Origin of the sequence: Isoptericola sp. NPDC057653 (assembly GCF_042799955.1) — a bacterium.
Lineage (GTDB): Bacteria > Actinomycetota > Actinomycetes > Actinomycetales > Cellulomonadaceae > Isoptericola.
In genome coordinates this window covers 48,355-70,775 of sequence record NZ_JBHVHP010000001.1, presented here as the reverse complement: position 1 = coordinate 70,775, position 22,421 = coordinate 48,355, and the positions used below count along the sequence as shown (strand labels likewise).

Here is a 22,421-nt window from a genome sequence, read left to right as displayed (position 1 = left end):
GAGATCGACCTTCAGTGGGTCGACCCCGCGGCGGGTACCTCGATCTCGCGGAGGGGTCAGCGGACGGCGAGGCCGTTCGCCCGGGCGACGGAGCCGAGCCAGCCGAGGGACGGCTTCGGGCGGCGCTCGAAGGTCTCCTTGTCGAACTCGACCAGGCCGAAGGTCGGGCGGTAGCCGGAGGCCCACTCGTAGTTGTCCAGCAGGCTCCAGTGCAGGTAGCCGCGGACGTCGACGCCGTCCTGGATCGCCGCGTGCAGGCCGGCCAGCGCGCCCTCGGTGTAGTCGACGCGGCGGGCGTCGTCCTGCGTGGCGATGCCGTTCTCGGTGACGAACACCGGCACGCCCTCGGTCTTCTCCCACGCGGCGCGGACGCCGTGCTCCAGGGCCAGCGGGTAGAACTCCCAGCCGGTGAGCGTGGTCTCGACGCCGTCGGGCACCTGGCGGGGGCCGTCGGGGCCGATGATCGTGCGGGTGTAGGCCTGGACGCCCACCCAGTCGTCGCCGCGGGCGGCCTCGAGGTACCAGTCGTCGCGCTGGTAGCCGTACTCGTGCGCCACGTCCTCGCAGCCCGGCTCGGGCTGGAAGTCCTGGGTCGCGACGGTCCAGCCGGAGTTGATGCCGCCGACGCCGGAGAGGATCTCGCGCGAGCGCCGGTGGGAGTCCAGCAGCGCGTCCGCGACCTGCAGGTCGGGGGCGGGCAGGCCGTAGGCCACCAGGTTGGCGGGGTCCTCGCCGCCGGCGATCATCGCCGCGATGTTGGGCTCGTTGATGGTGCAGACGTAGTCGACGTCGTCCCCGAGGATCGGCAGCGCGAGCTCGGTGAAGCGGGCGAAGCGGTCCGCGGCCTTGGGCGAGCGCCACATGCCCTCGTCGTAGAACCAGCGGGGCACGGTGAAGTGCATCAGCGTGACCATCGGGGTGAGGCCGAGCTCGAGCGCGGTCTCCACCATGCGGCGGTAGTGCGCGACCTCGGCGCGGGAGACGAAGCCCTCCTCGGGCTCGATCCGCGCCCACTCGATGGAGAAGCGGTAGGTGTCGAGGCCCGCGTCGCGCAGGAGCTGCATGTCCTCGCGGTAGCGGTGGTAGCTGTCGGCGGCGTCGCCGCTGGGCTCGACGATCGAGGTGCCGGTAGCGTGCTCGCGCACCCACCAGTCGCTGTTGATGTTGTTGCCCTCGATCTGGTGGGCCGCGGTGGCGGCGCCCCAGCGGAAGCCCTCGGGGAAGTGCAGCACGGGGTGGTCCTTACGTCGATGGTGCGGTGTTCGGGGGCGCGAGCGCGGCGGCTCAGCGCGAGGTGGTGGTCCAGAAGTCGGCGAGCAGGTCCGCGGTGGCCGCGGGGTTCTCGACGTTGGGCAGGTGCCCGGCGTCGTCGACCACGGCGTACCGGGCGCCGAGCCGCTCGGCCATGGCGCGCTGCCACGGCTGCGGCCAGGCGGCGTCGTCCACGCCGTGCGCGACCAGCACCGGCAGTCCGGTGGCGGCCAGGTCGGGCGTGACGTCGCGGACGTCGGCGAGCACGTCGATGGCGCCCAGCAGGTTGTCCGTGCTGGTCGCGACCGAGCGGTCGCGGTGGAAGCGGGCGTCGGCGTCGAGGCCGGCCAGCTCCCGCGGGTCCTCGGCCAGCCGTCGGGCGAGCCCGGGGTTGTCGAGGGTCCACAGGTCGACCAGCCCGGCGGCGGCGAGCAGCCGGTCGCGCTCGGCGTCCTTGCGCCCGGGCCAGCCGTGCGGGCCCGAGCAGAGCATCGTGAGGCTGGCGAACGGCGCGGCGTCCCGGGCGGCGGTGGCCGCCGCGACGGTGCCGCCGAAGCTGTGCCCCAGCAGGTGCAGGTCGCCGGCCGGGATGCCGGCGGCCGCGCTCACGACGGCGGCGACGTCGAGCGCGTCGCCGGTGAAGTCGTCGCGACGGTAGGCGCCCACCCCGCGCGGGGCGGCCGAGTCGGCCTGCCCGCGCTGGGAGTACGTCCACGCCTCGACGCCGCGCTCCGCCAGCAGCGGCAGCAGCAGCCGGTGGTCCTCCCGCGACCCGGTGAACCCGGGCACGAGCAGGGCCACCGCGCGGCGCTCCACCCCGGCGGGCACGACCGACCGCAGCGCGGTGAGCGGGCCCACCGGCACGTCGAGCACCAGCGGCTCGACGCCGTCCGGCAGCGGCAGCACCGAGAACGGCGCGCCCGCGCGGACCGCCGCGGCGGACACGGGGGTCACGACGCCGCACCGTCCGCGAACCGGCGCGCCGGCTGCGGGATCGCGTCGAGCAGCTGGGTCGTGTACGCGTCCTCGGGGAAGCGCAGCACCTGCGTGGTGCCGCCGGACTCCACGACCTTGCCGTGGTGCAGCACCATGATCTGGTCGGTCACGACGCGCGCCGACAGCAGGTCGTGCGTGATGTACAGCAGCGAGACGCCGAGGTCGGCGCGCAGGTCCTCGAGCAGGCCGAGCACGCCGGCGCGCAGCGACACGTCGAGCATGGAGACGGGCTCGTCGGCGATGAGCACCTGCGGGTCGGAGGCCAGGGCGCGCGCGATGACGACGCGCTGGCGCTGACCGCCGGAGAGCTGGTGCGGCAGCTTGGCCGCGTACTGCTCGACGGGCGTGAGGCCCACGGTCTCGAGGAGCTCCAGCACGCGCTCGCGCGCGGCCTCGCCCTTGAGCCCGGTGAAGTTCTCCACCGGGCGGGTGAGGGTGTACTCGACGGTGTGCAGCGGGTTGAGCGCCGAGTACGGGTCCTGGAAGACCATCTGGACGTCGGCGTGCAGCGTCTTGAGCCGGCGGCGGCGCAGCCGGTCGACCCGCAGGTCGCCGAACGTCACGGTGCCCGACGTCGGGCGCTCCACGCCGGTGACCATCTTGGCGATGGTCGACTTGCCGGAGCCGGACTGGCCCACCAGCGCCATCGCGGCGCCCGGCTCCAGGCGGAACGACACGTCGTCGACGGCGGTGACCGCCGTCTCGCCGCGGCGCGGCGGCGGGTACACCTTCGACACGTGGTCGACGACGATCGCGTCGTGGGCGGCGGCGCGCTCGAGGTGGGCCGCGCCGTCCCGCTCGCCGTCCCGCCCGGTGCGGTCCTGCGGCGCCTTGCGCTCGAAGCCGGGCAGCTCCACGACCTCGGCCCGCGGGTCGGCGTAGTGGCTCAGCAGCATCTGCGTGTACGGGTGCGCGGGCGCCTCGAAGATCTGGCGGGAGGCGCCGTCCTCGACGATCTCGCCGTCGTGCATGACGACGACGCGCTCGGCGGACTCCAGCACCACGCCCAGGTCGTGCGAGATGAGCACGGCCGTGAAGCCCTCCGCGGCCTGCAGCTCGCGGATGGTGTCCATGACGGCGTGCTGCACGAGCACGTCGAGCGCGGTGGTGGGCTCGTCGAACACCATGAGCCGCGGCTCGAGCGACAAGGCCAGCGCGATGGAGACGCGCTGGCGCATGCCGCCGGACAGCTCGCCGGGGTAGCGGTCGAGCACGCCGGACGGCAGCTGCACCTTGTCGAGCAGCTCGACGGCGCGCTGGCGGCGCTTGCCCTTCGGGACGTGCCCGTGCGCGGCGAAGATGTCGCCGAAGTGGTGCGCGATGGTGCGCACCGGGTTGAGGGCGTTCATGCCCGACTGGAGCACCATGGCGAACCCGCCGCGGCGCTGCACGCGCAGCTCCTCGGCGTCCAGGTGCGCGATGTCGGTGCCGTCGAACACGATGCGGCCGCCGGAGATGCGCGCCGGCGCCTTGGCGAGGCGGGTGACGGCGAAGCCGAGCGTCGACTTGCCGGAGCCGGACTCGCCGACCAGGCCCACGAACTCGCCCTGCTCGAGGGTGAGGTTCGCGTTCTTGACGGCGTGCGTCGGGACGGCCCCGCGGGGCTCGTAGACGACGGACAGGTCCTGGATCTCGAGCAGGCTCATCGGCCGGTCCCTTCCCGCAGGCGCGGGTTGCTCAACCCGTCGACGCCGAAGTTCACGAGGGTCATGGAGGTCGCCAGCAGCGCGATGCACAGACCGGGGGCGAACAGCAGGACCCACTGGCCGGTGAGGATGGCCATCGAGTTCTGGGCCCAGAAGATCATCGAGCCCCAGGACACGGTGGCCATGTCGCCCAGGCCGAGGAACGACAGGCCCGACTCGGCGAGCACGGCCGACGTCGCGGCGCCGAAGAACGACCCCGCGATCATCGAGGTCATGTTCGGCAGGATCTCGCGGAAGATGACGCGCGTGGAGCTCTCGCCGGAGAAGATCGCGGCGGTGACGAAGTCGCGCGAGCGCAGGGACTGCGTCTGCGAGCGCAGCACGCGGGCGCCCCACGCCCAGCCGGTGATGACGACGACCAGGATGATCATCGGCAGCCCGCCGTTCTGCAGGTACGCCGCGATGATGATCATCAGCGGCAGGCCCGGCATCACGAGGAACAGGTTGACGAGGAAGTTGACGACGTCGTTGCCCCAGCCGCGCAGGTAGCCCCACGACAGGCCGATGGCGACGGCGACGAGCGTCGACAGGCCGCCGGCGACGAAGCCGACGAGCAGGGAGACGCGGGCGCCGTAGATCACCTGGGACAGCACGTCCTCGCCGGCGCCGGTGGTGCCGAGCCAGTGCGCGGCGCTGCCGGGCTCGTTGCGGGCGAACGAGTCGTCGTGCGGCGAGTACGGGGCGAGCAGGGGCGCGAAGACCGCCATGAGCACGAACAGGCCCAGCAGGACGAGGCCCACGCGGGCCTTCGGGTTCGCCCAGACGGTCGCGAACGCGCGGCCGAGCACCTGGGCGGTGCGGCCGAGGCGGGTGCGGGCGGGCCGGGAGGGGCCCTGCACGGACTCGGGGGCCGGGGCCTCGGGGTCCGCCGTCTCGTAGGACACGGAGGTGGTCGGGTCAGCAGCAGTGTCAGCCATCGGGGTCACCGCCTCGTTCGGGGGTCGAGGACGCCGTAGAGGATCTCCACCAGGAAGTTCGCGAGCAGCACGCTCACGGTGATCATGAGGAAGAGCGCCTGCATCAGCGGGAAGTCCTGGTTGGTGACGGCGTTGAACAGCAGGTAGCCGACGCCGGGGTATCCGAACACCTGCTCGACCAGCAGCGAGCCGCCGACGACGCCGCCGAGCGCCATGCCGAAGCCGGTGAGGTTCGGCAGGATCGCGTTGCGGGCGGCGTAGCGGATGGCGACCGTGCGGCCGCGCAGGCCGTTCGCCTCGGCGAAGGTCACGTAGTCGTCGCCGAGGGTGTTGATCATCGTGTTGCGCATGCCGAGGATCCACCCGCCGAGCGACGTGATGAGGATCGTGGCCGCGGGCAGGGCGGCGTGGTACAGCACGTCGCCGATGAACTCCCAGGACAGGTTCGGCACCGCGGTGGCGGAGTAGGCGCCCGAGGTGGGGAACCAGCCGAGCACGTAGCCCAGGAAGAAGACGATGAGGAGCGCGGTCCAGAAGTAGGGGAACGCGGAGAGGAAGCTGCCGCCCACGGTGGGCAGCGAGTCCATCCAGGTGCCGCGCTTCCACGCGGCGCCGATGCCGATGAGCGTGCCGAGCACGAACGCGATGACGGTCACCGCGCCCACCATGATCAGCGTCCAGGGCAGGGCGCCGGCGACGAGCTCGGAGACCTGCTGCGGGAAGAAGGTGTACGACACCCCGAAGTCGAGGTGGATGACGTTGTTGAGGTACTGGACGTACTGGTCCCAGATGCTGCCGCCGGGGACGCCCAGCTGGGCCTCGATCGCCGCCTGCACCGACGGCGTCACGGGGCCGTTCTGTGCGAGCTTGGCGATGGCCGCGTCGGCGGGCGAGCCGGGCATGAGGCGCGGGATGACGAAGTTCAGCGTCACCGCCGCCCACAGCGTGAGGACCAGCAGGCCGAGCTTGCGGAGCGCGTAGCGCAACGGTGCCTCCGGGTCGGTGGTCGGTCGGTCGGTGTGCGGTCGTGCGGGGGCGCCGCCCGGCGCGCCCCGTGGCAGGGGGCGCCGGGCGGCGGGGGGTCAGCCCTGGGCGGGCTTGAGGTGCGTGAGGATCAGCAGCGGGGTGGAGTCCCACGTCTTCGGGGAGGCGTAGGGGTCGTCCTCGCTGGGCCAGCCGGTGAAGTTCTTGTTCGAGAACAGGCCCCACGAGCCGCCGTAGAAGAGGGCGATCATGGGCAGCTGCTCGTACGTGATCTGCTCCAGCTGGTGCGTGAGCTCGAGCTGCTTCGCCTCGTCGGTGGTCGACTTCAGCTCGGCGAGGGCGGCGTCGGCCTCCTTCGACTCGAACCGGCCGAAGTTGCCGGCCGCCGTCTTGCCGACGGGCAGGCGGAACTCGGAGCCCATGAGGCCGTTGTAGTCCTGGTACGGCTGGCCGGAGCCGCCGACGGTGCCCATGATCATGTCGAAGTCGCCCGAGCGGAGCTCCTTCTGGTAGGCCGCGGGCTGCGGCTGCACGACGGTGACGTCGATGCCGATCTTGGTGAGCTGGCCCTTGACCTGCTCCACGCCCTGCAGCCAGTCGGACCAGCCGTTCGGGGTGGTGATCGTGATCTTCAGCGGCTTGCCCGCGGAGTCGACGAGCTGGGCGCCCTTCTTGGTGTAGCCGGCCTTCTCGAAGTACTCGAGGGCCTTGGCCTCGTCCTGGTCGATGTAGCCCTGGTTCGGGATCGACTCGTCGAGGATCCCGCCCTGGTTGGGCAGCATGAGGCCGGTCTGGCTGGCCTTGCCGACGTAGCCCTGCTCGGCCTTGTCGGCGATGACCTGCTTGTCGAGGGCGTAGGCGACGCCGGTGCGGAAGTTGACGTCGTCGTACGGCGCCTTCGTCATGTTCGGGATCAGCGAGATCGCCGCGCCGGCCGGGAACCAGTAGGTGTTGTTCTCGGGGTCGGCCTTGACCCAGGTGTCCTCGACGTCGCTCATGAACGCGTAGGCCCAGTCGTAGCCGTTGTTGACGATGTCCAGCTCGGAGTTGGCGGCGGGCTGCACGAGCTCCGGGACGGCGACCTTGTCGGCCTGCCAGTACGTCTCGTTCTTCTTGAGCGTGTACTGGTTGGGCGTGAACTCGCCGAGGGTGTACGGGCCGGAGCCGACGGGCTCCTCGTTGGTCCAGGTGACCGGGTCCTTGACGTCCTTCCAGACGTGCTCGGGGACGATCAGCTGCTGCGCGATGATCTTCGCGGCGGGGACGTCGTCGGTCTGCAGGTGGGCGACGACCTTGGTGCCGTCGACCTCGACGGACTTCAGGTGGGACCAGACGCCCTTGAGGTCCATCTCGGGGTGCTTCTTGACGAGGTCGAAGGAGTACCTCACGTCCTCGGCGGTGAGCGGCTCGCCGTCGGACCACTTCACGCCGTCACGCATGGTGAAGACGACGGTCTTGGCGTCCGGCTGCTCGTAGCCCGTGCTCAGCCAGGGGGTCTCCTCGCCGCTCATCTCGTTGATGATGACCAGCGGCTCGTACATGTACGTCGTCGTGTTGCGCTTGCCGGACGAGTACGGGTTGAAGTTCCGGTCGAACGTGGGGGAGCCGTTGTCCGCCGCGATGAGCATGGACGTCGCGCTGCCGCCGGTGGCGCCGTCGTCCCCCTTGTTCTGCACCGGTGCCGAGCAGGCCGCCGTGGCCAGCACCGCGACGGTGGCCGCAACTGCGGCCAGACGCCGCCCCGAGCGCGCTGTGCGCGTCATGGACATCCACTCCTCTTCGTCGAGGCCTCTCCTGCGAGGGCCCGTGCACGCCTGGTCGGCGTGCGCCGTCCTGGGGAGTGTATGCGCATACATTTCGAGGCACCAAACCGCCGGGCAAACCCCGAGGCCAGGCGCCTGGAGGGCATCAGTGGCAGCCGCAGCTCTCGCGCAGGAGCACCCGCACGGGGAGGTTCACCGTGGCCGCCGGCGAGCCCGGGTCCGCGAGCCGCGAACGCAGCAGCTCCACCGCCGCACGCCCCAGCTCGACCATCGGCTGGCTCACCGTCGTGAGCCGGGGGATGGAGGCCTGCGTCGCGTCGATGCCGTCGAACCCGGTGAGGACCACGTCCCCCGGCACGTCGACGCCCGCCTCGGTCAGCACGTCGAGGAAGCCCAGCGCGGTCTGGTCGTTCGAGCAGACCAGCGCGCGGGGGAGCGCGCCGCCCGTCACGCCGCCGGCACCGCCGCCCCGGCCGGTGACGTGGGTCTCGAGCATCCGCCGGGCGAGCGTGCGCGCCCCGTCGCGCGTGAAGTCGCTGCGCGCCGCCGGCTCGTCGGGCACCGGCAGGCCGGCCGCGGCGAGCGCGTCGCGGAACCCCTGGAACCGCTCGTGGGCGTCGGGGGAGTCGAAGGGGCCGCCCACGAACGCGAGGTCGCGGATGCCGTGGTCGGCGATCAGGTGGTCGACGAGGGCCCGCGTGCCCGCGCGGTTGTCCACCGAGATGTGGTCGTAGGCGTCGTCCTGCGGCGGTCCGGCCATCACGACCACCGGCACCCGGCGGGCGATGTGGGCCAGCAGGTCGTCGGGCACGGACTTCGCGAGCACCGCCAGGCCGTCCACCCGCCCGGCGAGCTCGTTGACCGCCTCCGCGCGACGCAGCCCGCGGGCCACGCCGATCATCACCGCGTGCCCGGTGCGCCACGCCTCCAGCTCGGCGCCGCGCATCACCTCGCCGAGGTACAGGTTGCTCCACCGCGCCGTGACCGGGCCGCCGACGTCGCGCACCACCTCGACCGACTCGCCCACGCGGACCGGGTCGGGCAGGTCGGCGATCTCGTCGATGCCGTCGACGTCGGGGAAGCACAGGCCCAGCACGCCGGTCGAGCGCGCGGCGAGGCCGCGGGCCGCGCCGGACGGCACGTACCCCAGCTCGCGGATCGCCTCGTGCACCACCGTGCGGGTGCGCTCGCGCACGTCGTCGGGGCGCCGCAGCACCCGCGAGACCGTCGCGATCGAGACCCCTGCGCGCTGCGCGACGTCGTACACCGTGGGGGCCTTCGCCACCATCACTCCTTGACCGCATGCATCGCCCGCACGGCCGTGCGAGCGGTCCCACGATAGTGATAGCGCATACATCTGCGCATCGCGGCAGGTCCGCGGCATGCCGCCCGGGGTCGCACCTCGCCCTGGAACCCTTCGAGCACGGGATCCGTGTCGCCATTCCTCTGTGTGGCGACACGGATCGGGTGCTCGAAGGCGACCTTCGGGTCAGGCGTGCGCGGCGGAAGTCTCCGGGTCGTCGACGGCGATGCGCAGCGCGGCGACCAGGTCGCGGTACAGCTCGTCCGAGGCGTACAGCTCCTCGTGCGTGCCGGCGGCGCGCACGCGCCCCGCCTCCAGCACGAGGATCCGGTCCGCGTCGAGCACCGTGGACAGCCGGTGGGCCACCGTCACGACGGCGCCGTGCCGGGTGTGGGCGCGGATGGCGTCGTGGATGGCGGCCTCGGTGAGGCCGTCCACCTGGGACGTCGCCTCGTCGAGCAGCAGCACGTCCGGCCGCTTGAGCAGCGCCCGGGCGAGGGCGATGCGCTGCCGCTGCCCGCCGGAGACGGCGGAGGACACCAGCGAGGTGTCCAGGCCGTCGGGCAGGGCGTCCAGGTCGGCGGCGAGCCGCACCGCCTCGAGCACCGCGCGCACCTCCTCGTCGGTGGCCTCGGGGCGGCTGAACAGCAGGTTCTCGCGGATGGTGCCCGGCACGACGGGTGTCTCCTGCTCCACGTACGCGAAGCGGGCGCGCACCTCGGCGTGGCTGAGGGCCGGGTACGGCACGCCGTCGAGCCGGAGCTCGCCGGAGTCCGGCTCCAGGAAGCGCAGCAGCAGGGCGAGCACGGTCGTCTTGCCCGCGCCGGACGGGCCGACGAGCGCGACGTGGCCGCGCCGCGGCACCTCCAGCGAGACGCCGTGCACCACCGGGGTGTCGGCCGTGTACCCGGCGGTGACGTCGTCGAGCACGAGGACGGGGCCGCCCGCGGCCTGCCCGCCCGCGGCGCGTGCGGGCGGCGCGGCGGCGCGCGGTGCCTCGTCGTCCTCCTCGAGCTCCATCGTCCCGACCTCGCGGATCCGCTCGGCGGCGGCCAGTCCCGACTGCAGGGTGGTGAACGCCTGGGTGAGCTCGGTGATCGGGCCCACGATGTTGAAGGCGTAGAGCAGGAAGGCGACCAGGCCGGAGACGGCGAGCAGGTCCTGCGAGACCCGCCAGGCGCCCAGCCCCAGGATGACGATGATGGCGAGCTGGATGCCGCCCCACGACACGGTCCAGGCGACGGCCTCGGTGCGCACGGCGGTGACGGCGTGCCGGCGGGCGTCGCGCGCGTCGGCGAGGATCGTCCGGCTCTGGCGCTCCTCGGCGCCGCTCGCCTTCACGGTGCGGACCGCCCGCACCGCGCCCTCGACGGCGCCGCCCAGGCGGCCCACCGCCTCCTGGGTGCGGTGCTGTGCCTTGCCGATGCCCGGTAGCAGCAGCGCCATCGCGACCGCCACCACGACGATCGCCGCGACGGTGGAGGCGAGCAGCACGAGGTCGAGCACCGCCATCAGCACGAGCGTGCCGACCAGCGAGATGAAGCCGTTGACCAGGCTGACCAGGCTGTTCGACGTCGCCTCGCGCAGCAGCAGGGTGTCCGAGGTGACGCGGGTGACCAGCTCGCCCGCGGGCCGGGACGTGATCGCCCCGACCCGGGCCCGCAGGTACCGCCGCACGATGGACTCGCGGGCCTCGTAGACGACGTCCTCGGCCAGGCGGCCCAGCAGGATCCACTGGAACAGGCCCACGACGGACCCCACGAGCATCAGCGCGACGAGCCAGGTCACCGGCCCGCTCAACGACGCGCCCGAGGACAGCGTGTCGAGCACCCACTTGGTGACCATCGGGGTGGCGAGGCTCATCGCCGTGGCCGCCAGCCCGAGGAGCAGGCCGAGCCCGAGGGTGCGGCGGTGCGGGCGCACGAACGTGAGCAGGATGCGCAGGCGCTCGCGGCCGGAGCGCTCGGGGGTCGGGGCGGGGGAGTCGGTGTCGGCGGCGTCGGGCTCGGTCGCGGTCATGCTGTCAACCATGGTTGACACTCCTCGGCTTCGTCAACCCTGGTTGACGATTGGTCGTCGGATCGGCCAGTCCCCAGAGTGGAACATGACTGTTCCAATTCGGTCAACCACTATTCCATTCCGTCGTGTAGCGTTCCGGCCATGGCGGAGGTGCAGGACGTCGAGACCGGGGCCCGCGCGCGCACCCGGCGCGCGATCGTCGAGGCGGCGGTCGCCCAGCTCGCGCGCGACCCGGGCGCCGCCCTCGGCCAGATCGCCGACGCCGCGGGCGTCGGGCGCACCACGCTGCACCGGTACTTCCCCGAGCGCGGCGACCTGCTCGAGGCCGTGGGCGCCGAGACCGCGGCCCGGCTCCAGGAGGCGCACGACCGCGCCCGGCTCTCCGACGGCACCGCGCGCGAGGCGCTGCGCCGGCTCTGCCCGGAGTACCTGCTCCTCGGCGACCTGCTCACGCTGCTGTTCACGGAGGTCGTCCCCGAGTCCGCCGTCGACGGCGGCGTCGACGACCCCGTGGTGGCGCTCGTCGCGCGCGGGCGGACCGACGGCAGCATCGACCCCGAGCTCAGCCCGCAGTGGGTGATCGGCACCCTCTGGGCGCAGCTCTACCTGGCCTGGGAGACCCTGCGCGAGGGCCGCGAGTCCCGCCACGACGTCGTGCAGCAGCTCATGCGCACCGTCGACAAGGCGCTCGCGCCCTGACCCTCGGGGTCGGCCGTCGCCGCGACCGCCCGATCCGAGAGGCGTGACCAGATTTCACCCGCCGCCGGCTGGCCCACGGCCGACGTTCCTCACTAATCTCCCGTCACCCACCTCGACCGACGGGCCAGAAACTTGAGAACACGTCACGCCGACCGGCGCCTCCTCCACTCGGCGACCGGCCTCGGCGTCGTCCTCGCCATGCTGCTCGGCTCTCCGGGGGCGATCGCCGCGCCGGTCGAGCCTGCGGCCGCGCCGTCGTCGGCCGCGGCCCCGGCCACGACATCCGGGGACGCTCTCCCCGTCCTGGAAGCGGACCTCCAGGCGACCGGGGCACTGGCCTACGCCGACTCGGAGGTGGTCGTGATCCGCGCGGCGCCCACCGACGAGGTGCGCGGCCCCGCCTGGGACGTCCGGCGCCGCGACGACGGGACCCTGCTCCGTCAGGTCGTCATCGGGTCGGACGCGCTGACATTCGCGGACGGAGCGGTCTTCCGCAACGGTGCCGGCGCGGTGCGGGCGGAAGGCCTCGGCGACGGGCACGTCCTGTGGACCGTGCCCCTCGAGGCAAACGACCAGGTGCTCGATGCGCGCCGTGGCGGCCTCGTGGTGCGGACCGGGATCCCGGTGTCGGACGGGACCGTCGTCCTCCTCGGGCCCGACGGCGACCGGCGCACCGTCATGGACGCGACGACGGGTGCGCCGATCGCGGCCGAGCGCAACCGCGTGGTGTACCGCGACACGGACGCGCTGTTCCTCGCGGCCACGTCGTTCGGGTCGCTGCGCCGCGTGACGCTCGCCGACGCCACAGCCACGATCGTGCTCCCCGGTGCCGACTTCGGCCCGAGCGCCGTGCTCGGCGACCGCCTGTACTGGGTCGCGACGGCCGAGCTGCGGTGGGCGACCACAGACGGCCGGAGCACGGGGTCCGTGCCGTTCGCGGGCACCGACCCGTACTTCCCGTCGTGGTCGTGGCCCGACGCGCTGCACGCCGTCGGGGACACCCTCTACGCCTTCCGCGGCAGCCCTGCCACGGTGCGCCCGCTGACGGTCGCGGCCGAGGCGGTCCTCGGCGACGATCTCCCGATCCACCCCGAGGGGCGGCCCGTGCTGGGCAGTGACGCGTACGTCTACGTCGCCACGAACGGGACGTCGGGGCAGGTCGTGGCGACGAAGGACTTCAGCTCGGGTAGCGCCGCCTTCGAGCTTCCCGCGAAACCCGCGTCGGTGACCGTGCTCGCGATCTCCGACGACCTCGTCGTCGCGGACGTGACGCAGCCGGCCGGATACTCCGAGCGCAGCGACGCGTCGCTGTGGCAGCACCGCAGGGCGGCCGACGACGCGTGGGACCCCGTCCGACCCGGCGTAGGCGTGCAGGACGGCGAGCTCGTCGACGCCGCCGGGGAGACGGTGCTCCTGCGCGACGCCGTCGACGCGGACGGTCGTCGCGGCCCGATGGTCGTGTGGCCCGGCGGCTCGCGTCGGCTCTCGCACACGCCGACGGGGCTCGGGCACGGGGGCGACCAGGTGCTCGTCCTGCGCTCGACCCCGACGGGGGGCTACGAGACCGTCGTCGAGGACGCGAGGTCGGGGCGGCAGCTCGCCGTCGTGCCGGAGGACTCCGCCGCGGCCCTCGACAGCTCCGTCCTCTGGACGCTGGCGCCGCGGTCCGGTACGGCGGAGTCCCTCGACCTCCGCACCGGAGGACGCTCCACCACGACGATCGGGGCCGCCTGCGCCCAGCCCCCCGGCCTGGACGCCCGCGGCCGCTGGCTCCTCGTCCGCTGCGGCGACGACGTCCGGGTCGTCGACTCCCTGGGCGTCTACGCCCCGCAGGGCGTGCCGGCTTCGGAGGACCTGGCCCTGGGCGACGGTTTCGTGGTGTCGTCCGTTCGCGCGGCCGGCGGCGGTCCGCGTGTCGTCACGGTGACCGCACTGGACGGGTCGGGCGTCTCGCGGGACGTGGGCCCCATGCATTCCCTCTACTCACCGCCGGAGCCGGTCGTGGACGTCGACGACAGCGGACGGACGATCGCCTTCCTCGACACCACGCGGCAGGTGCGCACGGCGACCCCCGACTGGGTGCCCGAGCCGGCGACGACGATCGAGACCGACTCCGCGGCGCCCCGCGTGCACACCCTGACCACCGGCCCGGCGACCGCTCCGACGGGCACCCTGACGGTGCGCTGGACCGCCGACGACCTGGGCACGCAGCCCTTCGCCCCGACGGGCGTCGCATCCTCCGACGTCGAGCTCCGTCGCACCGCACCCGGCGGGACGTCCTACGGCTCCTGGGACCGCGTCGCGACAGCGACCGGCGGGACGTCGTGGACCGTGTCGGCCGCCCCCGGGGTCTCGGTCTGCGTCCGTGTGCGCGCGCGGGACGTCCGGGGCAACGTCGGCGACTGGAGCAGCACCGCGTGCAGCCGCGTGGACGGCGCCGCACCGACGTTCGACCGGGTACCCAGCGTGCCCGCCCGGACGAAGGCGACGTCCGGCAAGGCATCGCTCGACGTCCGTCTTCACGCCCGCGACGACGTCGCGACGACGACGTACGACCTCCGGTACCGGGTCACCCAGCCGGGGCGCTCGACGGCTGCCTGGACCTATCCCGCCGCGCTGCAGGGGACGGCGAAGACGTCGGCCACTCTGACGGTCGGCATCGGGACGGTCTGCGTGTCGGCTCGCGCGCGGGACGCCGCGGGGAACACCAGCGCCTGGACGGGGCCGCGGTGCGGTGATGTCGACGGCACCGCGCCCAGGATCACGGCGGCTGCGGCCACGCCTCGTGCGGGCGAGTTCGAGGGGTCGGTGGGCTTCTCGTGGCGGGGCAGCGACGACGACGCCGTCGCGTCCTACGACGTCCAGGTCCGGAGGGCCTCGGCGAACGGAGCACTCGGCTCCTGGGCGTGGGCCCAGGACGGCCGTGTCACCACGCGGACGTCCCTCCGCTTCAAGGTCGCCCTGCCCGCCGGTGGGCAGGCGTGCTTCCGCGTGCGGGCCCACGACCTCGTCGGGAACACGTCGTCATGGTCGAAGGAGAGCTGCGCCTACCGGGAGCGGTTCGCGAGCGGCTCGGTCACCACGTCCCACGGTGCTCGCGTGACGTGGGACGCGGCGCACCTGCGCAGGGTGGTGGAGCTGCCGCGGTCCGGCGCCCGCGCCACGGCACGGACGGCGATCGCCGGACGCGGCGTCTCCGTCGTCGCGCTGACGGGCCCGCGTGCGGGAACGGTGGGCGTGTACGCCGGCACGACGAAGATCGGCACGGTCCGCCTGAAGGCGTCGTCGAAGCACTGGGAGCGGTTCATCGTGACGGCTCCTCGCGGCTTCACCGGAAAGGTCTCGTTCCGGTCGTCGTCCGCCGGGGCCTCCCAGCTCCGGTCGTGGACGGTGATCCGCTGACGGCCCGTGCCGTCGTGGCGGCGTCAGCCGTCGAGAGCGACGCGGTCGTGCGGCGCGACGCCGTGGCGGCGGCCGGGGTAGAGCGGGTCGATCACCAGCAGCACCGACCGCCCGGCGCCGGGCTCGTGCTCCTGGACGGGTGCGGAGGTCGCGTCCACCGTCGGTCAGGCGGTCGCCGCGGCGGCGGCGCGGGCGCCGGCGGGCAGGGCCTCGAGGACGCGGTTCACGGCGTCGTCGTCGTGCGCGGCCGAGACGAACCACGCCTCGAAGACGGACGGCGGCAGGTTCACGCCGGCGTCGAGCAGCGCGTGGAACAGCGCCCGGTGGCGGAAGACCTCCTGGGCTTGCGCCTGCGCGTAGTCGCGCACCCCGTGCTCCGCGGCGAACGGTCCGAAGAAGACGGAGAACAGCGAGCCCGCGCGCTGCACGCGGTGGGCCACGCCCTCGGCGGAGAGCGCGTCCCCGAGCGCCGTGGCGAGGGTGTCGGCGACGGCGTCGACGCGCGCGTAGACGGCCTCGTCGGCCAGGCGCAGCGTGGTGAGGCCCGCCGCCACGGCCACCGGGTTCCCGGACAGCGTGCCCGCCTGGTAGACGGGTCCGGTGGGCGCGAGCTGGTCCATGATCGCCGCGGGCCCGCCCAGGCCCGCGACCGGCATCCCGCCGCCCACGACCTTGCCGAACGTCAGCAGGTCGGGGGCGTACCCCTCGCCGCCGCCGGCGCGGATCGCGGCGTTCTCCAGGCCCCACCAGCCGGACGGGCCCACGCGGAAGCCGGTGAGCACCTCGTCCATGACGAACAGGGCGCCGTGCTCGCGGGTGATGCGGCGCAGGCCCTCGTTGAAGCCCTCGGCCGGCGGCACCACGCCCATGTTCGCGGGGCTCGCCTCGGTGATGACCGCGGCGATGCGGGAGCCGTGGTGGTCGAACGTGGCCTCCACGGCGGCCAGGTCGTTGTACGGCAGCACGAGCGTCTCGGCCGCCGACGCCTCCGTCACGCCCGCGGTGCCGGGCATCGCGAGCGTCGCGACGCCGGACCCGGCCTCCGCCAGCAGGGCGTCCACGTGGCCGTGGTAGCAGCCGGCGAACTTCACGACCAGCGGCCGCCCGGTCACGCCGCGCGCGAGCCGGACCGCCGTCATCGTCGCCTCGGTGCCGGTGGACACGAGGCGCACGCGCTCCGCGACGGGCACGCGACGGCGGATCTCCTCCGCGAGCTCCACCTCGGCCACGGTGGGGGCGCCGAACGACAGGCCCCGCGCGGCCGCGTCCTGCACGGCCGCGACGACCTCGGGGTGCGCGTGCCCCAGCAGCGCCGGGCCCCACGAGCACACGAGGTCCACGTACTCGCGCCCCGCGACGTCGGTGACGTAGGGGCCGCGGGCGCTCGCGAGGAACCGCGGGTCGCCGCCCACCGAGCCGTACGCGCGCACGGGGGAGTTCACGCCCCCGGGGATCGCGGCCTGGGCGCGCAGGAACGCGGCGTGGTTGTCCGTCATCGTGGTCCTTCCGGTGGGGTGCTCGCGGGCGGGGGAGCCGGGGCGGCGCGCGGTCAGCGCAGCCAGCCGGCGATGTCGACGGCCCAGTAGGTGAGGATGACGTCCGCGCCGGCGCGCTTGATGGCGAGCACCGACTCGAGCACGGCGCCCTTCCGGTCGATCCAGCCGTGCGCGGCCGCCGCCTCGATCATGGCGTACTCGCCGCTGACCTGGTACGCCGCGACCGGCACGTCCGACCGGTCCGCGACGCCCCGCAGCACGTCGAGGGACGTGCCGGCGGGCTTCACCATGACCATGTCGGCGCCCTCGGCCAGGTCGAGGTCGGCCTCGCGCAGCCCCTCGCGGGAGTTGGCGGCGTCCATCTGGTAGGTACGGCGGTCGCCCTGAAGCGCGCTGTCCACGGCCTCGCGGAACGGGCCGTAGAACGCGCTGGCGTACTTGGCGCTGTAGGCGAGCACGGAGACGTCGGTGAAGCCCGCGTCGTCGAGCGCGTCGCGGAGGACGGCGACCTGGCCGTCCATCATCCCCGACGGCGCCACGACCTCGGCGCCCGCGCGGGCCTGCGCCACGGCCATCGCCGCGTAGCGGTCGAGGGTCGCGTCGTTGTCGACCGCGCCGTCCGCGGTGAGCACGCCGCAGTGGCCGTGGTCGGTGAACTCGTCCAGGCAGGTGTCGGCCATGACGACCGGCCCGGGCCGGCCCGTCTCCGCCTCGACCTCGGCGGCGGCCTCGCGCGCGACGCGGATGCCGCGCTGCAGGATGCCGTCGGGGTCGTCGCCCGCGCTGCCCGTGGCGTCCCGCTCGGCGGGGATGCCGAACAGCATCACGCCGCCCACGCCGGCGCGCGCGGCCTCGGCCACCGCGTCGCGCAGCGAGACCTCGGTGTGCTGCACCTGGCCCGGCATCGACGTGATCGGGGCGGGCGCGTCGAGGCCCTCCTTGACGAACAGCGGCAGCACGAGGTCCGCCGGGTGCAGGCGGGTCTCGGCGGCCAGCCGCCGCATGCGCGGCGTGGTGCGCAGGCGGCGCGGGCGGTAGACGATGCCCGAGGTGCTCACGGGTGCTCCTTCGTGGAGGTGGGGACGCCCGCCGTCGGGTCGGCGGCGGGCGCGGTGGTGCCGGGGGAGCGCAGGGCCGAGACGACGGCCGCGGCGAGCGCGTCGTCGGTCGGGTGGTCGGCGACGGCCACCACGCGCAGCCCCGCGTCGCGCGCGGCCTCGGCGGACGGGCCGCCGATGGCGACGACGCGGACGCCGGTGCCCGCCTGCGCGGCGATCTCGCGGGCCACCGAGCCGGACGAGACGACCACCAGGTCGAAGCCCCCGGCCCGGGCGCGGTCCGCGACGTCGGCGGGCAGCGCGTGGTGCACGGTGCGGTAGGCGGTCACGACGCGCGGCGCCCAGCCCCGCCCGGCCAGCCCGCGCTCGAGCGTCGGGCGGGCCAGGTCGCCGAGGGGCAGGAGGACGCGGGCGGCGCCGGTGCCGGGGGCGGCCGGGAACGCGGCGACCAGGCCGGCGGCGGTGGCGTCGCCGGCGGGCACGAGGTCCGTCGTGACGCCCACGGCGGCGAGGGCGCGGGCGGTCGCCGGCCCGACGGCGGCCCACCGGGTCGGGACGGCGCCCAGGTCGGCCCCGGTGCGCCCGGCGGCCGCGGCGAGGGCGTCGACGGCGTTGACGCTGGTCACGACCGTCCACGCGAAGGCGCCCCGGGCGAGGTCGCGGACGGCGTCGTCGAGGGCGGCGAGGTCGTCCGCCGGCGCGCGCTCGATGACGGGGGCGACGACGACGTCGTGCCCGGCCGCCCGCAGCAGCGCCGCGAGGGGGGCGCCGCGCTCCGGCGCGCGCGCCACGAGCACGGCGTGCCCGGTGTCGTGCCCGGAGTCCTGCCCGGAGTCCTGCCCGGTGTCCTGCCCGGTGTCGGGTCCTGCGTCGTGCGCGGCCGTCACGAACCCTCCGGGTCGTCGGTGCCGGTGGGCGTGCGCAGCGGCGCGACGTCGGCGCGGGCGGCGACGTCGTCCGGGGTGGGCACGTCCGCCGCGCCGCCCACGAGCGGCGCGAGCCGGGCGGCGCCGTCGGCGAGCAGCGCCTCGGCCACGCGGACGCCGAGCGCGATCGCCGTGCCGTCCTGGGTGGCATGGTCCTGGGGGGTGGCGTCGTCCGCGAGCGGCGCGGACGCGCTGTGGGTGAGCTGCTCCGTGCCGTCCACCCGCGCCACCACCGCGGTGAGCTGCAGCTCGCCCGCCTCGACCCGGGCGTGCGCGCCGACCGGCGCGGCGCAGCCGGCCTCGAGCCGCGCGAGCACGGCGCGCTCGGCGAGCACGGCGAGCCGCGTGGGGCGGTGGTCGAGCGCGGCGAACGCCGCGCCCAGCGCGGAGCCCGCCGCCAGGTCGTCGCTGCGGGCCTCGACGGCGAGCGCGCCCTGCCCGGGGGCGGGGGCCACGACCACCGGGTCGAGCACGTGCGTCACGACCTCCGTGCGGCCCAGGCGGGACAGCCCGGCGTACGCGAGGACGACGGCGTCGAGGTCGGCGTCGGGGCCGAGGGCGCGCGCGAGCCGCGTCTCCACGTTCCCGCGGATGTCGACCAGCTCGACGTCGGGGCGGGCGGCCTTCACCAGCGCCGCCCGGCGCGGCGACCCCGTGCCCACGCGGGCGCCGCGGGGCAGCGTGTCGAGGGTGCGGCCGTCGCGGGCGCACAGGGCGTCGCGCGGGTCCTCGCGCTCCGGCGTCACGACCGTCAGCCCGTCCGGCTGCGCCGTGGGGAGGTCCTTGAGCGAGTGCACCGCGACGTCGCAGCGGCCGTCGAGCAGGGCCTCCCGCAGCGCGGTGACGAAGACGCCCGTGCCGCCCAGCGAGGCGAGCGAGCCGGTCTTCACGTCGCCCTCCGTGCGGATCCGGACCAGCTCGACGGGCTGGCCGAGCAGCTCCTCCAGCCGGCGCGCGACCATGCCGGACTGGGTCGTGGCGAGGGCGCTGCCGCGGGTGCCGAGGCGCAGCGGGGCGGGGGCGGTCTCGGGGGTGCTCACCGGTCCAGTGTCGCGCAGCGGCCCGGCCTGTGGACAACCCTCGGGCGGCCCGAGGCCGATCTCACACCGCACCCGCCGTCGTCCTGACGCCCGGTCACGACGATGCGTCAGCACCGCTCCGTCCGAGCTGTCGGGACGAGCGCCGGGCACGCCGTGCGCTCCTCCTGACAGGTCGCGGGTCAGAGGGCGGCGACGGCGGCCTGGGCGTGCGCGACGATCGCCGCGAGCCCGGTGCCGGCCACCCAGCCCCCGGTGACGGCCAGCCCCGGGGTGTGCCCGACGGCGGCGGTGAACGCGGCGACGTCGGCGCGGTAGGCGGGGGTGGGCGGGGGCAGGGAGCCGTCCCACCGCTGCAGCAGGTGGTCGCGGACGCGGTCGGTGAGGTCGACGCCGAGCAGGGCGGACGCGTCGCGGGCGGCCTCGTCGGCGGTGGGCGGCGCGGTCTCCGTGCCGATCCGGCCGTACGACAGGCGCACCACGTGCACGCCCGGCCCGACGGCGGCGCGCACGCGGTCGGCGAGCCACGGCCACTTCGCCGTGGCGTGCGTGAGCGCCTTGGCGCGCACGCCGGCCGCGGCACCGGCGGCGCCCTCGTCGTCGGGCGCCACGAGCAGGCCGGAGCCGCGCGGCGCGTCGTCGAGCTCGGGGGCGTCGAGCAGGAGGGTCGCGAGCCAGATGTCGGCGCCGTCCTCGGGGGTGGGCACGACGACGCCCGCGGGTGCGTCGCCGTCGAGCGGCGCGACCCACGGCGCGAGCAGCGGCGCGACGCGCGGCGTCGTCACGACCAGCCGCGGCGCGTGCACCGTGCCGCCGGCGGCGGTCGTGACCTGCCACCCGCCGCGGACGCGCTCGACGGCCACCACCCGCTGCGCCACCCGGACCGCGGCGTGGATCGGCCCGGTCGCGTCGGTGCGCGGGGAGTCGGCGAACTCCTCGGCGCTCGCGGCGATCTCGCCGGTGAGCGCCTCGACGAGGGCGTGGATGCCGCCGTCGATGCCGCGGACGGCGGACCCGGCGGGCGCGGCGGCCCGCAGCGCCCCGACGGCGAGGGACAGGGAGCCCGTGCGGGCGAAGGCGTCGAGCAGGCCGGGCGCGACGGCGGCGACGTCGAGCCGGTCCAGCGGCGCGGAGTGCACGCCCGTCGCGACGGGGGCCACGAGCCGGTCGGCCACGCGGCGCCCGAGGCGGGAGCGCACCAGCGACCCGAGGTCCGTGGTGTCCGCGACGAAGCGCGGCAGCACGCGGTCGAGCGCCGCGCGGGCGACACCCGGCCAGCCGATCGCGCGGCGCACGTCGGGCGCCCACGGCGTCGAGGGGATGCCGAGCACGCCCGCCTTCGGCAGGGGGAACGCGCGCCCGGCGGCGTACCCCCAGGCGGACAGCGGCGCCGGGCTCACGACGTCCAGCCCGAGCTCGTCGGCCAGGTCCGTGACGGCGGTGCCGCGGGCGGCGAACGACTCCGCCCCGAGGTCGAGGCGGACGCGCGGGACGGACCCGAACGCGCCGCCGCGCACGGGGCCGCCGACGCGGTCGGAGGCCTCGAGGAGCACCACCTGCAGCCCCCGCTGCACGAGGGTGCGCGCGGCGACGAGACCGCCGATCCCGCCGCCGACGACCACGGCGTCGACGTGCTCCGCGGCCCGCGCGGGCGGGGTCGCGGCGTCGGGGGAGCCGAGCGGCGGGAGCGGCGTCACAGCGAGTGGACCAGCTCGACGACGCGGGTCAGCACGGTCGGGTCGGTGTCCGGGGGCACGCCGTGGCCGAGGTTCACGACGTGACCCGGCGCGGCCTTGCCGCGGGCGACGACGTCGCGCACGTGCGCCTCGAGGACCGGCCACGGGGCGCCGAGCAGCGCGGGGTCGATGTTGCCCTGCACGGCCACGGCACCGCGAGGGTGGTCGGCGAGCAGCGCGGCGGCCTCGTCGAGCGGGGTGCGGTAGTCGACGCCGACGGCGGGGTGCGTGACGCCCGCGGTGTCGAGCACGTCGCGCAGGGCGGGCAGCAGGTGCCCGGTGCCGGTGCCGAAGTGGATGGCGGCCAGGCCGTCGTCGTCGGCGCCGGGGACGCGCAGGTCGGAGACGTGCGCCAGCGCGGCGGTGGACGACGGCGCCACGTGGGCCGTGTAGTCGGCGAGCGCCAGCGAGCCGGCCCAGGAGTCGAAGAGCTGGACGGCGGACGCGCCGGCGAGCACCTGCGCCCGCAGGAACCGGCCGGTGAGCTCCGCCGTCCAGGCGGTGAGCCGCGCCCAGGTCTCGGGGTCGGCGTGCATGAGGGTGCGGGCCGCGAGGTGGTCGCGCGACGGCCGGCCCTCCACCAGGTAGGCGGCGAGGGTGAACGGCGCGCCGCCGAAGCCGAGCAGCGGCACGTCGCCCAGCTCGGCCACGGTGAGCCGCACGGCCTCGGCGATCGGGGCGAGGGCACCGTCGTCGAGGGTGCGCGAGGTGAGCCGCGCGACGTCCTCGGCCGTCCGGTAGGGCTGGTCCATCACGGGCCCGACCCCGGGCTTGATGTCCACGTCGACGCCCGCGAGCCGCAGCGGCACCACGATGTCGCTGAAGAAGACGGCGGCGTCCACGTGGTGGCGGCGCACGGGCTGGAGGGTGATCTCTGCGGCCAACGGTGGCCGGAGGCAGGAGTCGAGCATCCCTACCCCCTGACGGACCTCGCGGTACTCGGGCAGGGACCTGCCGGCCTGCCGCATGAACCACACGGGGGTCACGTCCGGACGGTCGCCCCGCAGGGCACGCACCAGCGGGGCATGCGTCGTCCGGCCGTCGACCAGCGGGTGGTCGGCGGGCAGCAGGGTGGGCTCGCGCCCCGGCTCGGAGGCGATCGTGGGGGATGTCACGGTTCACGATTCT

General features: G+C 74.8%; 17 protein-coding genes. 2 read left to right on the top strand and 15 right to left on the bottom strand.

The features are described 5' to 3' along the window. Positions 1-56: 56 nt before the first annotated feature. The 8 genes from ACFU9A_RS00295 to ACFU9A_RS00260 all read right to left on the bottom strand — a co-directional run bounded on the left by ACFU9A_RS00295 (position 57) and on the right by ACFU9A_RS00260 (position 10,939). Positions 57-1,232, bottom strand: coding sequence for a glycoside hydrolase family 1 protein (locus ACFU9A_RS00295; RefSeq protein WP_430573259.1), 1,176 nt, complete (start codon positions 1,230-1,232; stop codon positions 57-59). 52 nt (positions 1,233-1,284) lie between these two features. Beyond that, positions 1,285-2,205: an alpha/beta fold hydrolase gene (locus ACFU9A_RS00290; RefSeq protein WP_430573258.1), complete on the bottom strand. Its 921-nt coding sequence runs from the start codon at positions 2,203-2,205 to the stop codon at positions 1,285-1,287. After that, the gene (locus tag ACFU9A_RS00285) at positions 2,202-3,893 is read right to left on the bottom strand and encodes an ABC transporter ATP-binding protein (protein ID WP_430573257.1); all 1,692 of its coding nucleotides are present in this window, start codon (positions 3,891-3,893) and stop codon (positions 2,202-2,204) included. The genes ACFU9A_RS00290 and ACFU9A_RS00285 overlap by 4 nt, the downstream gene beginning before the upstream one ends. Continuing rightward, the gene (locus tag ACFU9A_RS00280; RefSeq protein WP_430573256.1) at positions 3,890-4,870 is read right to left on the bottom strand and encodes an ABC transporter permease; all 981 of its coding nucleotides are present in this window, start codon (positions 4,868-4,870) and stop codon (positions 3,890-3,892) included. Before ACFU9A_RS00280 ends, ACFU9A_RS00285 begins: the two co-directional genes overlap by 4 nt. A 5-nt stretch (positions 4,871-4,875) precedes the next feature. Then, the gene (locus ACFU9A_RS00275; RefSeq protein ID WP_430573255.1) at positions 4,876-5,856 is read right to left on the bottom strand and encodes an ABC transporter permease; all 981 of its coding nucleotides are present in this window, start codon (positions 5,854-5,856) and stop codon (positions 4,876-4,878) included. A gap of 96 nt (positions 5,857-5,952) precedes the next feature. Beyond that, on the bottom strand, positions 5,953-7,617 hold the full coding sequence (locus ACFU9A_RS00270; RefSeq protein ID WP_430573254.1) for an ABC transporter substrate-binding protein: 1,665 nt from the start codon (positions 7,615-7,617) through the stop codon (positions 5,953-5,955). A gap of 145 nt (positions 7,618-7,762) precedes the next feature. Continuing rightward, a complete protein-coding gene (locus ACFU9A_RS00265; RefSeq protein WP_430573253.1) occupies positions 7,763-8,905 on the bottom strand; it encodes a LacI family DNA-binding transcriptional regulator in 1,143 nt (380 codons plus the stop codon). Positions 8,906-9,106: 201 nt separating this feature from the next. Next, entirely contained in the window at positions 9,107-10,939 is a 1,833-nt protein-coding gene (locus ACFU9A_RS00260; RefSeq protein ID WP_430573252.1) for an ABC transporter ATP-binding protein, read from the bottom strand. Between the two features lie 141 nt (positions 10,940-11,080). Between ACFU9A_RS00260 and ACFU9A_RS00255 the strand changes: the two genes are divergently transcribed. Further along, positions 11,081-11,638: a TetR/AcrR family transcriptional regulator gene (locus ACFU9A_RS00255; RefSeq protein ID WP_430573251.1), complete on the top strand. Its 558-nt coding sequence runs from the start codon at positions 11,081-11,083 to the stop codon at positions 11,636-11,638. A gap of 132 nt (positions 11,639-11,770) precedes the next feature. Next, a complete protein-coding gene (locus ACFU9A_RS00250) occupies positions 11,771-15,040 on the top strand; it encodes a hypothetical protein (RefSeq protein WP_430573250.1) in 3,270 nt (1,089 codons plus the stop codon). A 23-nt stretch (positions 15,041-15,063) separates the two neighbouring features. On the opposite strand, the gene ACFU9A_RS00245 is transcribed toward ACFU9A_RS00250, so the two are convergent. The 7 genes from ACFU9A_RS00245 to hemE form a co-directional block, all read right to left on the bottom strand. After that, positions 15,064-15,198, bottom strand: a complete 135-nt coding sequence (locus ACFU9A_RS00245; RefSeq protein WP_430573249.1) for a hypothetical protein — start codon at positions 15,196-15,198, stop codon at positions 15,064-15,066. A gap of 6 nt (positions 15,199-15,204) precedes the next feature. After that, on the bottom strand, positions 15,205-16,536 hold the full coding sequence (gene hemL, locus ACFU9A_RS00240; RefSeq protein ID WP_430573248.1) for a glutamate-1-semialdehyde 2,1-aminomutase: 1,332 nt from the start codon (positions 16,534-16,536) through the stop codon (positions 15,205-15,207). A gap of 53 nt (positions 16,537-16,589) precedes the next feature. Next, complete coding sequence (gene hemB, locus ACFU9A_RS00235; RefSeq protein ID WP_430573247.1) at positions 16,590-17,594, bottom strand: porphobilinogen synthase; 1,005 nt, start codon at positions 17,592-17,594, stop codon at positions 16,590-16,592. Then, positions 17,591-18,481: a uroporphyrinogen-III synthase gene (locus tag ACFU9A_RS00230; RefSeq protein ID WP_430573246.1), complete on the bottom strand. Its 891-nt coding sequence runs from the start codon at positions 18,479-18,481 to the stop codon at positions 17,591-17,593. Before ACFU9A_RS00230 ends, hemB begins: the two co-directional genes overlap by 4 nt. Next, positions 18,478-19,560 (bottom strand): hydroxymethylbilane synthase, encoded by a 1,083-nt coding sequence (gene hemC / locus ACFU9A_RS00225; protein ID WP_430573245.1) that lies wholly within the window; start codon positions 19,558-19,560, stop codon positions 18,478-18,480. The genes ACFU9A_RS00230 and hemC overlap by 4 nt, the downstream gene beginning before the upstream one ends. A gap of 179 nt (positions 19,561-19,739) precedes the next feature. Then, positions 19,740-21,254 (bottom strand): protoporphyrinogen/coproporphyrinogen oxidase, encoded by a 1,515-nt coding sequence (locus ACFU9A_RS00220; RefSeq protein WP_430573244.1) that lies wholly within the window; start codon positions 21,252-21,254, stop codon positions 19,740-19,742. After that, positions 21,251-22,408, bottom strand: coding sequence for a uroporphyrinogen decarboxylase (gene hemE / locus ACFU9A_RS00215; RefSeq protein ID WP_430573243.1), 1,158 nt, complete (start codon positions 22,406-22,408; stop codon positions 21,251-21,253). The genes ACFU9A_RS00220 and hemE overlap by 4 nt, the downstream gene beginning before the upstream one ends. Positions 22,409-22,421: the final 13 nt, after the last annotated feature.

Excerpts from the sequence above, each read along its gene's own strand:
- ACFU9A_RS00255 (WP_430573251.1), top strand. The coding sequence starts at position 11,081 with ATGGCGGAGGTGCAGGACGTCGAGACCGGGGCCCGCGCGCGCACCCGG.
- ACFU9A_RS00260 (WP_430573252.1), bottom strand. The coding sequence starts at position 10,939 with ATGACCGCGACCGAGCCCGACGCCGCCGACACCGACTCCCCCGCCCCG.
- ACFU9A_RS00285 (WP_430573257.1), bottom strand. The coding sequence starts at position 3,893 with ATGAGCCTGCTCGAGATCCAGGACCTGTCCGTCGTCTACGAGCCCCGC.
- ACFU9A_RS00280 (WP_430573256.1), bottom strand. The coding sequence starts at position 4,870 with ATGGCTGACACTGCTGCTGACCCGACCACCTCCGTGTCCTACGAGACG.
- ACFU9A_RS00270 (WP_430573254.1), bottom strand. The coding sequence starts at position 7,617 with ATGACGCGCACAGCGCGCTCGGGGCGGCGTCTGGCCGCAGTTGCGGCC.
- hemL (WP_430573248.1), bottom strand. The coding sequence starts at position 16,536 with ATGACGGACAACCACGCCGCGTTCCTGCGCGCCCAGGCCGCGATCCCC.
- ACFU9A_RS00265 (WP_430573253.1), bottom strand. The coding sequence starts at position 8,905 with ATGGTGGCGAAGGCCCCCACGGTGTACGACGTCGCGCAGCGCGCAGGG.